At 60.2% G+C, this 13,464-nt stretch carries 10 protein-coding genes; 9 read left to right on the forward strand and 1 reads right to left on the reverse strand.

The window, feature by feature from the left end; all coding sequences use genetic code 11:
* The first annotated feature begins 28 nt into the window (after positions 1–28).
* Genes ACVCAM_RS03895 through ACVCAM_RS03905 form a run of 3 tightly spaced genes read left to right on the forward strand, consistent with a single transcriptional unit; the run spans position 29 to position 2,909 of the window.
* The gene (locus ACVCAM_RS03895) at positions 29–1,186 is read left to right on the forward strand and encodes a branched-chain amino acid ABC transporter substrate-binding protein (protein ID WP_039025279.1); all 1,158 of its coding nucleotides are present in this window, start codon (positions 29–31) and stop codon (positions 1,184–1,186) included.
* A gap of 17 nt (positions 1,187–1,203) precedes the next feature.
* Positions 1,204–1,686 (forward strand): L-2-amino-thiazoline-4-carboxylic acid hydrolase, encoded by a 483-nt coding sequence (locus tag ACVCAM_RS03900; RefSeq protein ID WP_045352491.1) that lies wholly within the window; start codon positions 1,204–1,206, stop codon positions 1,684–1,686.
* Complete coding sequence (locus ACVCAM_RS03905) at positions 1,683–2,909, forward strand: Zn-dependent hydrolase (RefSeq protein ID WP_407223382.1); 1,227 nt, start codon at positions 1,683–1,685, stop codon at positions 2,907–2,909. The genes ACVCAM_RS03900 and ACVCAM_RS03905 overlap by 4 nt, the downstream gene beginning before the upstream one ends.
* A 66-nt stretch (positions 2,910–2,975) precedes the next feature.
* Here the strand turns inward: ACVCAM_RS03905 and ACVCAM_RS03910 are convergent, their stop codons facing one another.
* Positions 2,976–4,463: an MFS transporter gene (locus ACVCAM_RS03910; protein WP_025910960.1), complete on the reverse strand. Its 1,488-nt coding sequence runs from the start codon at positions 4,461–4,463 to the stop codon at positions 2,976–2,978.
* Between the two features lie 117 nt (positions 4,464–4,580).
* Between ACVCAM_RS03910 and ACVCAM_RS03915 the strand changes: the two genes are divergently transcribed.
* From ACVCAM_RS03915 to narI, 6 genes are all read left to right on the forward strand, one after another.
* The gene (locus ACVCAM_RS03915) at positions 4,581–5,156 is read left to right on the forward strand and encodes a TetR family transcriptional regulator (RefSeq protein WP_021240211.1); all 576 of its coding nucleotides are present in this window, start codon (positions 4,581–4,583) and stop codon (positions 5,154–5,156) included.
* Between the two features lie 207 nt (positions 5,157–5,363).
* Positions 5,364–6,752 carry a NarK family nitrate/nitrite MFS transporter gene (locus ACVCAM_RS03920; RefSeq protein ID WP_025910957.1) on the forward strand — a complete coding sequence of 463 codons (1,389 nt, stop codon included), beginning with the start codon at positions 5,364–5,366 and terminating at the stop codon, positions 6,750–6,752.
* Between the two features lie 27 nt (positions 6,753–6,779).
* Positions 6,780–10,520, forward strand: coding sequence for a nitrate reductase subunit alpha (locus ACVCAM_RS03925; RefSeq protein ID WP_025910956.1), 3,741 nt, complete (start codon positions 6,780–6,782; stop codon positions 10,518–10,520).
* Positions 10,517–12,061, forward strand: a complete 1,545-nt coding sequence (narH, locus tag ACVCAM_RS03930) for a nitrate reductase subunit beta (RefSeq protein WP_008501747.1) — start codon at positions 10,517–10,519, stop codon at positions 12,059–12,061. Before ACVCAM_RS03925 ends, narH begins: the two co-directional genes overlap by 4 nt.
* Entirely contained in the window at positions 12,061–12,756 is a 696-nt protein-coding gene (narW, locus tag ACVCAM_RS03935; protein ID WP_025910954.1) for a nitrate reductase molybdenum cofactor assembly chaperone, read from the forward strand. Before narH ends, narW begins: the two co-directional genes overlap by 1 nt.
* Positions 12,753–13,433 carry a respiratory nitrate reductase subunit gamma gene (narI, locus tag ACVCAM_RS03940; protein WP_014883923.1) on the forward strand — a complete coding sequence of 227 codons (681 nt, stop codon included), beginning with the start codon at positions 12,753–12,755 and terminating at the stop codon, positions 13,431–13,433. The genes narW and narI overlap by 4 nt, the downstream gene beginning before the upstream one ends.
* The last annotated feature ends 31 nt before the right edge of the window (positions 13,434–13,464 follow it).

Raw genomic sequence — 13,464 nt, forward strand, 5'->3', positions numbered from 1 at the left:
CCACACCAGCCAACATCAGGGAAATACAATGAAAACAGTAAAAATCAGTGCGCTCAGCGCCGCTATTCTGCTCGGTGGTTTTGCCTCAACGTCCGCGTGGGCCGCCGACGGTGAAACCGTGGTCATCGGACTAGCAGGCCCGCTGACCGGCCCGTCTGCCCGTATCGGGAAAGATCTGGAGAACGGCGCGCAGCTGGCCATTGACGACATTAACAAGCAGCACCCGACCATCGGCGGCAAAGCGGTGACCTTCAAACTGCAGTCCGAAGACGATCAGTCCGACCCACGCACCGCCGTAGCCGTCGCGCAGCGTCTGGTGGATAGCGGCGTGGCAGGCGTGGTCGGTCACTGGAATACCGGCACCAGCATTCCGGCGGCCCGCATTTATCACGATGCGGGTATCGCCCAGGTGGCGCCGGTCGCAACCGGTCATGCCTATACCCAACAGGGTTTTGACACCAGCTTCCGCGTGATGGGCCACGACGATGACGGCGGTCAGCTCGCCGGTCAGTACGCGGTTAACACCCTGAAAGCCAAACGCATTGCGGTGATCGACGACCGTACCGCCTTCGGTCAGGGTCTGGCAGACCAGTTTATTAAATCGCTGGAAGCGCAAGGCGTGAAAATTGTCGACCGTCAGTACGTGGATGACAAAACGGTCGATTTCAGCGCCGTACTGACCGCCATCCGCAGTAAAAACGCCGATCTGATCTTCTTCGGCGGCGTCGACAGCCAGGCCGCACCGCTGGCGCGCCGCATTAAACAGCTGGGCATGAACGCCACGCTGATGGGCGCAGGCGGATTCGTCAGCCAGACGTTCCTCAAGCTGGCGCAGAAAGAAGGCGAAGGCGTTGTGGCGCTGGAGCCGGGTCTGCCCGTTGACCAGATGCCGGGTGGTAAAGCGTTCGAGCAGGCGTACCAGTCCCGCTACCACACCCATATCGAACTGCACGCCCCGTTCGCCTATGACGCCACCCGCGTGCTGGTGGCGGCGATGGAAAAAGCAGACTCCGTTGAGCCGTCCGACTATCTGCCCGCCCTGCGCGCCATCAGCTACTCCGGCGTCACCGGACAGATCGCGTTTGATAAAGAGGGCAACCTGAAATCGCCGTCGTTCACGGTCTATAAGGTTGTCGACGGCAAATGGCAGCCGCAGACCGTGCTGGGCGGCGCAAAAGCGAAGTAACGCAGCGAGGCAATGTGATGAGTGATAATAATGAGCTGGGCATTCTCGCCCGCCGCAAAATTGAAGCCGAAATTATTAAGCCAATTTATGAAATCCTGGTGCGCGAGATAGGGAAAGCCCGCGCCCAGGCGGTGATTGGTGAGGCCATTGAGCAGGCCGCGATTGACGCTGGCAAAGGGTTTGCCAGCAAAGAACCCAACGGCGCAAACATCAAGAGCTTTATCGCCCTGCAGTATCTGTGGGAGAAAGATAACGCCCTGGAGGTGAAGGTGATTGACGCCGACGACCAGCAGTACAACTACAACGTGACCCGCTGTCGCTACGCGGAGATGTACCACGAGATGGGGCTGGGCGAAATTGGTCACCTGCTCTCCTGCGCGCGCGATGAAAAATTCATCGTGGGCTATGCGCCCGACGTAGAGCTAACCCGCACCACCACCATTATGCAGGGCGGCGCGTGCTGTGATTTCCGCTACCGCTGCAGTAAGGACAAGCCATGATCCGCGTCAACGCCGAACGGCTGTGGTCAACGCTTGAGATGATGGCGCAGATCGGCGGCACGCCCGCCGGTGGCGTCACCCGTCTGGCATTAAGCGAGGAAGATCGTATTGCGCGTGACCTGCTGCGCGACTGGGCGCTGGACGCCGGTTTTACCTGTGACGTCGACAGCATGGGCAACATGTTTATCCGTCGTGCGGGGAAAAATCCGCAGCTTACCCCGGTCATGACCGGTTCGCACGTGGATACGCAGCCGCTGGGGGGGAACTACGACGGGGTTTACGGCGTGCTGGCCGGGCTGGAGCTGCTGCGAACGCTCAACGACCATCATATTGAGACAGAACGTGACGTTGTGCTGGTCAACTGGACCAACGAAGAAGGCGCGCGCTTCGCGCCAGCCATGCTCGCTTCAGGGGTCTGGACGGGGCAATTTAGCGAAGCGTACGCCCATGCCCGCGCCGATCACGATGGCATCACCGTGGGTGAAGCCCTGGATAACATCGGCTACCGGGGTGAAGCCCCTGCCCGCGCGTTTCCGGTTTACGCCTGCTACGAGCTGCACATCGAGCAGGGCCCGATTCTGGAGGACGAAGGTCTGGATATCGGGCTCGTCCGCGCGGCAATGGGCCAGCGCTGGTTCACCCTGACGCTGGACGGATTTGCCGCCCATGCAGGAACGACGCCGATGCACAGCCGCCGCGACGCGCTGACCGCCTTCGCGGAGCTGGCGCTGAAGGTGGAGGAGATTGGCTATCGGCATGCGCCGGACGGACGGGCGACGATCGGCATGGCGCAGGTTACGCCAAACTCGCGCAACGTCGTGCCGTCTCGGGTGGTCTGCAGCGTGGAGTTTCGCCATCCGGCGCAGACGGCGCTGGAAGCCATGGAGGCAGCGCTGCATAAGGTGGCTGAAAGCCTGAGCCTGCGCGGGGTGGCGGCTGTCGTTGAGCGCATCTTTGACTACGCGCCCATCGCGTTTGATGCCGAATGTCTGGCCCGCACGGAGAAGGCCGTGGTGGAACTGGGCTACTCGGCGAAACCGATGGTCTCCGGCGCGGGACACGACGCCTGCTATGTGAGCAAAATTGCCCCTGCCAGCATGATTTTTATCCCCTGCGTGAAGGGCATCAGCCATAACGAAGCGGAAAGGATCCTGCCGGAGTGGTCAGAGAAAGGGGCAAACGTGCTGTTGCACAGCGTGTTGGCCGCGGCCCAGGAAAAATAAACCGGGTGGCGCGGCTCGGACAACCGCGCCCGTAGGCCCGGTAAGCGCAGCGCCACCGGGCGTGTTTTACCCCTTCGGCACCTTCGCCAGGCTGAACCAGATCCCCACTGCCAGCAACAGCAGCATTCCGCCTGCACTCCCCAGCGCCACGCTGTGGGAAGTAATAAACGCACTTTTCGCCGCCTCAATCACCGGCTCCGCGAGGGACGGCGTCAGTTCCTGCGCCACCTTCATCGCTTCACCAATCGATGACGAGGCTTTATCGACGAGCGAGGCATTCAGCCCCTGCGGCAGCGCAATCGACGCCGAGAAGCTGCGGGTCAACAGCAGACCAAAAATGGCGATCCCCAGCCCGGCCCCCAGCTCATAGGACATGGTTTCAATGGCTCCGGCGGCAGCCGCCTTCTCTCTCGGCGCGGCCGCCATAATGGCCGAGGTCGAGGCCAGCAGCGCGCTGGCGGCACTGAAGCCGAGCAGCACCATCAGCCCCCACGCCTGCCACTGCTGCGTGCTGAAGTCGAGCGTCGACAGGCCGATAAAGCTGACCGCGCTCAGCCCCATGCCACCCGCAGCGACAATGCGTAGCCCCAGACGGCCCACCAGCACACCGGCAATCGGTCCGCTGAACCCGCTGGCCACCATTACCGGGAGCATAAACATGCCCGCCTCGAACGGCGTAAAGCCATGGACAAACTGCAGTTCCTGCGCCATCAGCAATTCAAAGCCCACCAGGGCGATCATCGCCGTCATCGCCATTACCACGCCGCTTAAAATGATGCGGTGACAGAACAGGCGCATGTCGATCATCGGCACGCGGGCGCGCAGCTGGATGCGCACAAAAATAAACAGCATCACGGCACCCGTCAGCAGGGTACACGCCACCAGCCACGGCGCCAGAGCGCCCTTAAGCGCGGTTTTGGCGCTGTAGACCAGCAGCAAAATCGCCACAATCAGCATGATGGCATGGCTGATATTCAGCGGCTGCTCCGGTCGGCCCTGCTGACGGGGGACAAAACGCGCGGCCAGCGACACCACCACCAGCACAATCGGTACGTTGATCAAAAACACCGATCCCCAGTAAAAATGCTCGAGCAGCATACCGCCAATCAGCGGGCCAAACGCTGCCCCGCCGGAACCGACCGCCGCCCAGACGCCGAGCGCGATGTTGCGATCTTTCGCGTCGGTAAAGAGCGTGCGGATCCCCGCCAGAGTGGCAGGAATGATCATGGCCGCACCGATCGCCAGCGAGGCGCGCGCCGCGATCAGCCACCCTGCTGAGGGGGCAAACGCTGCCGCCAGCGATGACAGGCCAAACAGCGTGCTGCCGATCATCAACAACCGTTTAAAACCGATGCGGTCACCCAGGGCGCCCATCGGCAGCACCATTCCCGCCATCACCAGCGAGTAAATATCGATGATCCACAATAATTCATTGCCGCTGGCGCCCAGCGTCATGCTCAATGTCGGCGCCGCTACGTGCAGCACCGTCGCGTCAATCGCCACCGGGATATACACCAGCACGATAATCACTAACGCTAACCACTGACGAAACATAAATTTCCTTTTCATCTCAAACCTGGACATATGTCCAGATTGCGATCCTACGTAAAGTTGAACGCGTGTCCAGCTTTTTGTTACACTCGTTTCATTCCTATTGAGAGTAGTGAAAAAATGCAATATTTGAGCAAGGAAGAGAGACGGGAAGCGATCCTGCAGGCCGCGATGCGCGTGGCGCTGGCCGAGGGGCTGGCAGCCATGACGGTACGGCGAATTGCCGCTGAAGCGGGCGTCGCGACCGGACAGGTCCACCACCACTTCGCCTCCGGCGGCGAGCTAAAATCGCTGGCCTTTGTGCGCGTGATCCGCGAGCTGCTGGATGCCGACGTGGTGGGTGAAAACGCCAGCTGGCGGGAACGGCTGCACAGCATGCTCGGCAGTGACGACGGCGGGCTTGAGCCTTACATTCGCCTCTGGCGGGAAGCTCAAATTCTCGCCAGCCGGGATCCTGAAATCAACGCGGCTTACGCCCTGACCATGGAGATGTGGCATCAGGAGACCGTGGCGATTATCCGCGCCGGGGCGGAGGCCAACGCCTTTACGCTTACCGATCGCGCGGAAAATATTGCCTGGCGATTGATCGGGCTGGTTTGTGGGCTTGATGGGATCACGATTTTAAATATGCCCGAAATGGACGATGCGGCGTTTAATAAGCATCTCGATAAACTTATCTCCCTCGAATTGGGTTAATACTCCCAACGGAGTATTATTTACCGCGAGTTTTACAATTAGTAACACATTAAGCGAACCCATATTTCCTTTCGAATCTCAGGGGTTCGCTTTTTTATCTATCCTTTCAGTTGTATCCAAAAACATCCAATAAACCAACCAGCGCACTCACATCTATCTAACTGTTTTCATTTGTTTTCTCTTCATTCTGGCGAGCAAGAGGGTGATATGTCACAACAAAGTGAGAAGAGTAATCCGCATCTGTTAAGTAACTGGAAACCGGAAAATGTGCAATTTTGGGAAAACAAAGGAAAACATATCGCGCGAAGAAACCTGTGGATTTCTGTCGCCTGTTTGCTGTTAGCGTTTTGCGTCTGGATGTTATTTAGCGCCATTGCCGTCAATCTGAATAAAGTCGGATTTAATTTCACCACCGATCAACTTTTTATGCTAACGGCATTACCTTCTCTCTCCGGCGCGATATTGCGCGTCCCCTATTCGTTTATGGTGCCCATATTTGGCGGACGATATTGGACGGTATTGAGTACCGTCATCCTGATCATTCCCTGCGTCTGGCTGGGGATGGCCATTCAGAACACCGCGACGCCTTACTGGATTTTTATCGTGATTGCCCTGCTCTGCGGCTTTGCAGGCGCCAACTTTGCCTCCAGCATGGGCAACATCAGCTTCTTCTTCCCCAAGGCAAAACAGGGTAGCGCGCTCGGTATTAACGGCGGGCTCGGCAACCTGGGCGTCAGCGTGATGCAGCTGGTCGCGCCGCTGGTGATCTTCCTGCCGATGTTTACCTTCCTGGGCGTGGAGGGCGTACCGCAGGATGACGGTTCCACCCTGTGGCTGGCCAATGCGGCCTGGATATGGGCGCCGCTGCTGCTGCTGGCCACCCTTGCGGCCTTCTTTGGAATGAACGATATCGCCAGCTCCAAGGCCTCTATCGCCAGCCAGCTCCCGGTGCTGAAGCGCTTTCATCTCTGGCTGCTGAGCCTGCTTTATCTGGCGACCTTCGGCTCGTTTATCGGCTTCTCGGCGGGCTTTGCCATGCTGTCAAAAACCCAGTTTCCGGACGTCAACATTCTGCACCTCGCCTTCTTTGGCCCTCTAATCGGTGCGCTGGCGCGTTCGGCGGGCGGGATGATCTCTGACAAACTGGGCGGCGTGCGGGTCACGCTGATTAACTTCGTTTTTATGGCCCTCTTCAGCGCCCTGATCTTCCTGACGCTGCCCGGCTCTGGCTCCGGCAGCTTTGTCGCGTTCTATCTGGTCTTTATGGGGCTGTTCCTCACCGCCGGGCTCGGCAGCGGATCGACCTTCCAGATGATCGCGATTATCTTCCGCCAAATCACGCTCGACCGCGTCAAAAAACAGGGCGGCACGGACGAGCAGGCGCAGCACGAAGCGGTGACAGAGACCGCCGCCGCGCTGGGCTTTATCTCCGCTATCGGCGCCGTTGGCGGGTTCTTCATTCCCAAAGCCTTTGGCACCTCGCTGGCGATGACCGGATCGCCGGTCGGCGCCATGAAGGTGTTCCTCGTGTTTTACATCGTCTGCGTGCTCGTTACCTGGCTGGTGTATGGCCGCAAATCCGCAAAACAAGAATAACTACACGTCCGAAGCAGGAGAAATGTCATGAGCAAACTGTTGGATCGCTTTCGTTATTTCAAAACAAAGGGGGACAGCTTCGCCAACGGGCACGGGCAGGTATATAACACCAACCGCGACTGGGAGGACGGCTACCGTCAGCGCTGGCAGTTCGACAAGATCGTGCGCTCCACCCACGGCGTGAACTGTACCGGCTCCTGCAGCTGGAAGATTTACGTTAAAAACGGCCTCGTGACCTGGGAAACCCAGCAGACCGACTATCCGCGCACCCGCCCTGACCTGCCCAACCACGAACCGCGCGGCTGCCCGCGTGGCGCAAGCTACTCGTGGTATCTCTATAGCGCCAACCGTCTTAAATACCCGCTGGTGCGCCGCAGGTTGATTGAGCTCTGGCGCGAGGCGCTGGCGCAGCATACCGATCCGGTGCTGGCCTGGGACGCCATCCAGAGCGATCCGCAAAAGGCGCAAAGCTACAGGAAGGCGCGGGGTAAAGGCGGGTTTATCCGCTCGAACTGGAAAGAGCTGAACCAGCTGATTGCCGCCGCCAACGTCTGGACCATCAAAAACTATGGTCCGGACCGCGTGGCCGGTTTTTCCCCTATTCCGGCGATGTCGATGGTCTCCTACGCCGCCGGCACGCGCTATCTTTCCCTGCTGGGCGGTACCTGCCTGAGCTTCTACGACTGGTACTGCGACCTGCCTCCGGCGTCGCCGATGACCTGGGGCGAGCAGACCGACGTGCCGGAGTCCGCCGACTGGTACAACTCCAGCTATATCATCGCCTGGGGCTCGAACGTGCCGCAGACCCGAACCCCGGACGCCCATTTCTTCACCGAGGTGCGCTACAAGGGCACCAAAACCGTCGCCATCACGCCGGACTTCTCGGAAGTCGCGAAGCTGAGCGACCAGTGGCTGTCCCCCAAACAGGGCACCGACAGCGCCCTCGCCATGGCGATGGGCCACGTGATCCTCAAAGAATTTCACCTCGATAACCCAAGCGACTACTTCCTTAACTACTGCCGCCGCTACACCGACATGCCGATGCTGGTGCTGCTGGACGAGCAGGAAGACGGTCGCGTGGTGCCGGGACGTATGCTGCGCGCCTCGGACCTTGTCGACGGGCTGGGGGAAGCCAATAACCCGGAGTGGAAGACCGTCGCCTTTGATATTGCCGGAAATCTGGTAGTACCAAACGGCTCCATCGGCTTTCGCTGGGGAGAAAAAGGCAAATGGAACCTGGAGCCACAGGCTGCGGGCCACGACACCGAACTGACGCTGTCGCTGCTCATTACCCACGACAGCGTGGCCGATGTCGCCTTCCCCTACTTTGGCGGCAACGAGAACCCGCATTTCCGCAGCGTGAAGCAGGATCCGGTGCTGACGCGCCGCGTGCCGAGCAAAACCCTGACGCTTGCCGACGGCAGCGAGAAGCGCGTGGTCAGCGTTTACGATCTGGTGCTGGCGAACTACGGTCTCGATCGCGGTCTGGAGGACAGCAACGCCGCAGAGAGCTATGACCAGGTCAAAGCCTATACCCCCGCCTGGGGCGAGCAGATCACCGGCGTGCCCGCCCGGCTGATTGAAAAAATCGCCCGCGAGTTTGCCGACACGGCGCACAAAACCCACGGCCGGTCGATGATCATTCTCGGTGCAGGGGTGAACCACTGGTACCACATGGACATGAACTACCGCGGGATGATCAACATGCTGGTCTTCTGCGGCTGCGTCGGGCAGAGCGGCGGCGGCTGGTCGCACTATGTCGGCCAGGAGAAGCTGCGCCCGCAAACCGGCTGGCTGCCGCTGGCCTTCGCGCTGGACTGGAACCGCCCGCCGCGCCAGATGAACAGCACCTCCTTCTTCTACAACCACGCCAGCCAGTGGCGCTACGAGAAGCTGACCGCGCAGGAGCTGCTCTCTCCGCTGGCGGACGCCTCGAGGTTCACCGGCCACCTGATTGATTTCAACGTCCGCGCCGAGCGCATGGGCTGGCTGCCGTCGGCGCCGCAGCTCAACCTCAACCCGCTGCACATCAAGACCCGCGCGGACGCGGCGGGCATCACGCCGCAGGAGTACACCGTTCAGGCATTAAAATCGGGCGATATCCGCTTCGCCTGCGAGCAGCCGGACAGCGGCAAGAACCACCCGCGCAACCTGTTCGTCTGGCGCTCTAACCTGCTCGGCTCGTCCGGGAAAGGCCACGAGTACATGCTAAAATACCTGCTCGGCACCGAGAGCGGGATTCAGGGCGAGGATTTGGGCTCAACCGACGACGTGAAGCCTGAGGAAGTGGAGTGGCAGACCGCCGCCATTGAGGGCAAGCTCGACCTGCTGGTGACGCTCGACTTCCGCATGTCCAGCACCTGCCTGTTCTCGGATATCGTCCTGCCGACCGCCACCTGGTATGAAAAAGACGATATGAATACCTCGGACATGCATCCGTTTATTCACCCGCTCTCGGCCGCCGTCGACCCGGCGTGGGAGTCCCGCAGCGACTGGGAGATCTACAAGGGCATCGCCAACGTCTTCTCCGAGGTCTGCGTCGGGCATCTCGGCACCGAAACCGACGTGGTGTTACAGCCGCTACAGCATGACTCCCCGGCGGAGCTGTCGCAGCCGTTTGACATTCAGGACTGGCGCAAAGGGGAATGCGATTTGATCCCCGGTAAAACGGCGCCGAACATCGCGGTCGTCGAGCGGAACTACCCGGAAACTTACGAACGCTTCACCGCTCTCGGCCCGCTGATGGATAAGCTCGGCAACGGCGGGAAAGGCATATCGTGGAACACGCAGAGCGAGGTCGATTTCCTCGGCAAGCTCAACTACGTCAAGCTCGACGGCCCGGCGAAAGGCCGCCCGCGCATTGAAACTGCCATTGACGCTTCAGAGGTGATCCTCGCCCTTGCGCCGGAAACCAACGGCCAGGTGGCGGTGAAGGCCTGGGAAGCGCTTGGCGAGCTGACCGGGCGCAATCACACCCATCTGGCGCTGAACAAGGAAGATGAGAAGATCCGCTTCCGCGATATCCAGGCGCAGCCGCGTAAAATCATCTCCAGCCCGACCTGGTCCGGCCTGGAGAGCGAGCACGTGTCGTATAACGCGGGCTATACCAACGTTCACGAGCTGATCCCGTGGCGCACGCTGTCTGGCCGCCAGCAGCTGTATCAGGATCATCCCTGGATGCGCGCCTTCGGCGAAAGTCTGGTGGCCTATCGTCCACCGATTGACACCCGCAGCGTCACCCATATGCGCGAGATCCCGCCGAACGGCTTCCCGGAAAAAGCGCTCAATTTCCTGACGCCGCACCAGAAATGGGGCATTCACTCCACCTACAGCGAAAACCTGCTGATGCAGACCCTGTCGCGCGGCGGGCCCATCGTCTGGATCAGCGAAACCGACGCGCGCGAGCTGGGCATTGAGGACAACGACTGGATCGAGGCCTTCAACGCCAACGGCGCCCTCACCGCCCGCGCGGTGGTCAGCCAGCGCGTGCCGCCGGGCATGACCATGATGTACCACGCTCAGGAGCGCATCCTGAACATTCCGGGTTCCGAGGTGACCGGACGGCGCGGCGGGATCCACAACTCGGTGACCCGCGTCTGCCCGAAACCGACGCATATGATCGGCGGCTACGCGCAGCTGGCGTACAGCTTTAACTATTACGGCACCGTCGGCTCCAACCGCGACGAGTTCATCATGATCCGCAAAATGAAAAACATTAACTGGCTGGACGGCGAAGGTCGGGATCAGGTCCAGGAGGCGAAAAAATGAAAATACGCTCACAGGTTGGCATGGTTCTGAATCTCGATAAATGCATCGGCTGCCACACCTGCTCGGTCACCTGTAAGAACGTCTGGACCGGGCGTGAAGGGATGGAATATGCGTGGTTTAACAACGTCGAAACCAAACCGGGCATCGGCTACCCGAAAAACTGGGAAGATCAGGAGGAGTGGCAAGGCGGCTGGATCCGCGGCATTCACGGCAAGCTGACGCCGCGTCTCGGCGGCAAGATGGGCGTGCTGTCGAAGATTTTCGCTAACCCCGTCCTGCCGCAGATTGACGATTATTACGAACCCTTCACCTTTGACTATCAGGATCTGCACCGCGCCCCGGAGGGGGATCACCTCCCTACCGCCCGCCCGCGCTCGCTGATTGACGGCAAGCGCATGGACAAAATCGTCTGGGGCCCCAACTGGGAGGAGCTGCTGGGGGGCGAGTTCGAAAAACGCGCCCGCGACCGCAACTTCCAGAAGATCCAGAAGGAGATGTACGGCCAGTTCGAAAACACCTTCATGATGTACCTGCCGCGCCTGTGCGAGCACTGTCTCAACCCGAGCTGCGTCGCCACCTGCCCGAGCGGCGCGATTTACAAGCGCGAAGAGGACGGCATTGTGCTGATCGACCAGGACAAATGCCGCGGCTGGCGCCTGTGCATCAGCGGCTGTCCCTACAAGAAAATCTACTTCAACTGGAAGAGCGGCAAGTCAGAGAAGTGCATCTTCTGCTACCCGCGCATTGAGTCCGGCCAGCCGACCGTCTGCTCGGAAACCTGCGTCGGGCGCATCCGCTATCTCGGGGTGCTGCTGTATGACGCAGATCGTATTGAAGAGGCGGCCAGCACCGAGCATGAAACCGATCTGTACGAGCGCCAGTGCGACGTGTTCCTCAACCCGAACGATCCGGCGGTCATTGAGGAAGCGCTGAAGCAGGGTATCCCGCAGAACGTGATTGACGCCGCCCAGCGTTCCCCGGTCTACAAAATGGCGATGGACTGGAAGCTGGCTCTGCCGCTGCACCCGGAATACCGCACCCTGCCGATGGTCTGGTACGTGCCGCCGCTGTCACCGATTCAGTCCTACGCGGACGCCGGCGGCCTGCCGCAGAGCGACGGCGTTCTTCCCGCAGTCGAAAGCCTGCGCATTCCGGTGCAGTATCTGGCGAACATGCTCAGCGCGGGCGATACCGGCCCGGTGCTGCGCGCCCTGAAGCGCATGATGGCAATGCGTCACTACAAGCGTTCCCAGACCGTGGAAGGCGTGACCGATACCCGCGCCATTGAAGAGGTCGGCCTGACCGAAGCGCAGGTTGAGGAGATGTACCGCTATCTGGCGATTGCCAACTACGAAGACCGCTTCGTGATCCCGACCAGCCACCGCGAAATGGCGCGCGACGCCTTCCCGGAGAAAAACGGCTGCGGCTTCACCTTCGGCGACGGCTGCCACGGCTCCGATACGAAATTCAACCTCTTCAACAGCAGCCGCATCGACGCGATCAACATCACCGAGGTGCGCGAACACGGGGAGGGAGAGTAATGCAGATCCTCAAAATCATCGCGCTGCTGATCGAGTATCCCGATGAGCTGCTGTGGGAAAACCGCTCTGAGGCGCTTTCGTTAATTGCGCAGGACGCGCCCATGATGCTGCCGTTTGCCCGCCAGCACCTGAGCGCCCCGCTGCTGGATAAACAGGCCGAATGGTGTGAGGTGTTTGAGCGCGGTCGCGCAACGTCCCTGCTGCTGTTCGAGCACGTTCACGCCGAGTCCCGCGATCGCGGCCAGGCGATGGTCGACCTGATGAGCCAGTATGAGAAAGCGGGTCTTGAGCTGGACTGCCGCGAGCTGCCGGACTACCTGCCGCTCTACCTGGAATACCTGAGCATCGTATCCGATGACGAAGCGCGTGAAGGACTGCAAAACGTCGCACCGATCCTGGCGCTGATCGGCGGCCGCCTGAAGCAGCGCGGCGTGGCGCACTATCAGCTGTTTGACGCCCTGCTGGCGCTGGCGGGAACGCGGCTTTCCAGCGACAGCGTGGCGAAACAGGTGTCCGGTGAAAAACGGGATGATACCCGTCAGGCGCTGGACGCCGTGTGGGAAGAGGAACAGGTGAAGTTTATCGAAGACAACGCCACATCGTGCGACAGCTCGCCGATGCAGCAATATCAACGACGCTTTAGCCAGGACGTCGCGCCGCAGTACGTGGACGTCAGCGCCGGAGGCCCAAAATGACACACTACCTGAACGTGTTTTTCTATGACATTTATCCGTACATCTGCGCCACCGTGTTTTTCCTCGGTAGCTGGTTGCGCTACGACTATGGGCAGTACACCTGGCGCGCCTCGTCAAGCCAGATGCTCAGCAAACGCGGGATGAACTGGGCCTCTAACCTGTTTCATATCGGGATTCTGGGGATCTTCTTCGGGCACCTGTTCGGCATGTTAACCCCGCACTGGATGTACGCCTGGTTTTTACCCGTCGCGGTTAAGCAGCAGCTGGCCATGATTGCGGGCGGAATTTGCGGCGTGCTGACGCTGATCGGCGGGTCGATGCTGCTGATTCGCCGCTTGTTCAACCAGCGGGTGCGTGCCACCTCCACCACACCGGATATCATCATTATGAGTATCCTGCTGATACAGTGCATTCTGGGGCTATCGACCATTCCTTTCTCCGCGCAATATCCTGACGGAAGCGAGATGATGAAGCTGGTTGGCTGGGCGCAGGGGATCGTGACGTTTAAGGGCGGTTCATCAGAAATGCTGAGCGGCGTGGCGCCGATCTTCCGCGTGCATCTGGTGCTGGGGATGACGATCTTCCTCATCTTCCCCTTCACCCGCCTGGTGCACGTGTGGAGCGCGCCGTTTGAGTACTTTACGCGGCGGTATCAGGTGGTGAGATCGCGCCGTTGATTTGTCGGGTGGCGGCTACGCCTTACCCGAC

It is taken from the genome of Enterobacter sp. CFEC122 (assembly GCF_052983755.1).

What these genes read in the sequence shown, in the direction of transcription:
- narH (WP_008501747.1), top strand. Translation starts at nt 10,517, where the DNA reads ATGAAAATACGCTCACAGGTTGGCATGGTTCTGAATCTCGATAAATGC.
- ACVCAM_RS03925 (WP_025910956.1), top strand. Translation starts at nt 6,780, where the DNA reads ATGAGCAAACTGTTGGATCGCTTTCGTTATTTCAAAACAAAGGGGGAC.
- narI (WP_014883923.1), top strand. Translation starts at nt 12,753, where the DNA reads ATGACACACTACCTGAACGTGTTTTTCTATGACATTTATCCGTACATC.
- ACVCAM_RS03895 (WP_039025279.1), top strand. Translation starts at nt 29, where the DNA reads ATGAAAACAGTAAAAATCAGTGCGCTCAGCGCCGCTATTCTGCTCGGT.
- ACVCAM_RS03915 (WP_021240211.1), top strand. Translation starts at nt 4,581, where the DNA reads ATGCAATATTTGAGCAAGGAAGAGAGACGGGAAGCGATCCTGCAGGCC.
- narW (WP_025910954.1), top strand. Translation starts at nt 12,061, where the DNA reads ATGCAGATCCTCAAAATCATCGCGCTGCTGATCGAGTATCCCGATGAG.
- ACVCAM_RS03900 (WP_045352491.1), top strand. Translation starts at nt 1,204, where the DNA reads ATGAGTGATAATAATGAGCTGGGCATTCTCGCCCGCCGCAAAATTGAA.
- ACVCAM_RS03920 (WP_025910957.1), top strand. Translation starts at nt 5,364, where the DNA reads ATGTCACAACAAAGTGAGAAGAGTAATCCGCATCTGTTAAGTAACTGG.
- ACVCAM_RS03905 (WP_407223382.1), top strand. Translation starts at nt 1,683, where the DNA reads ATGATCCGCGTCAACGCCGAACGGCTGTGGTCAACGCTTGAGATGATG.
- ACVCAM_RS03910 (WP_025910960.1), bottom strand. Translation starts at nt 4,463, where the DNA reads ATGTTTCGTCAGTGGTTAGCGTTAGTGATTATCGTGCTGGTGTATATC.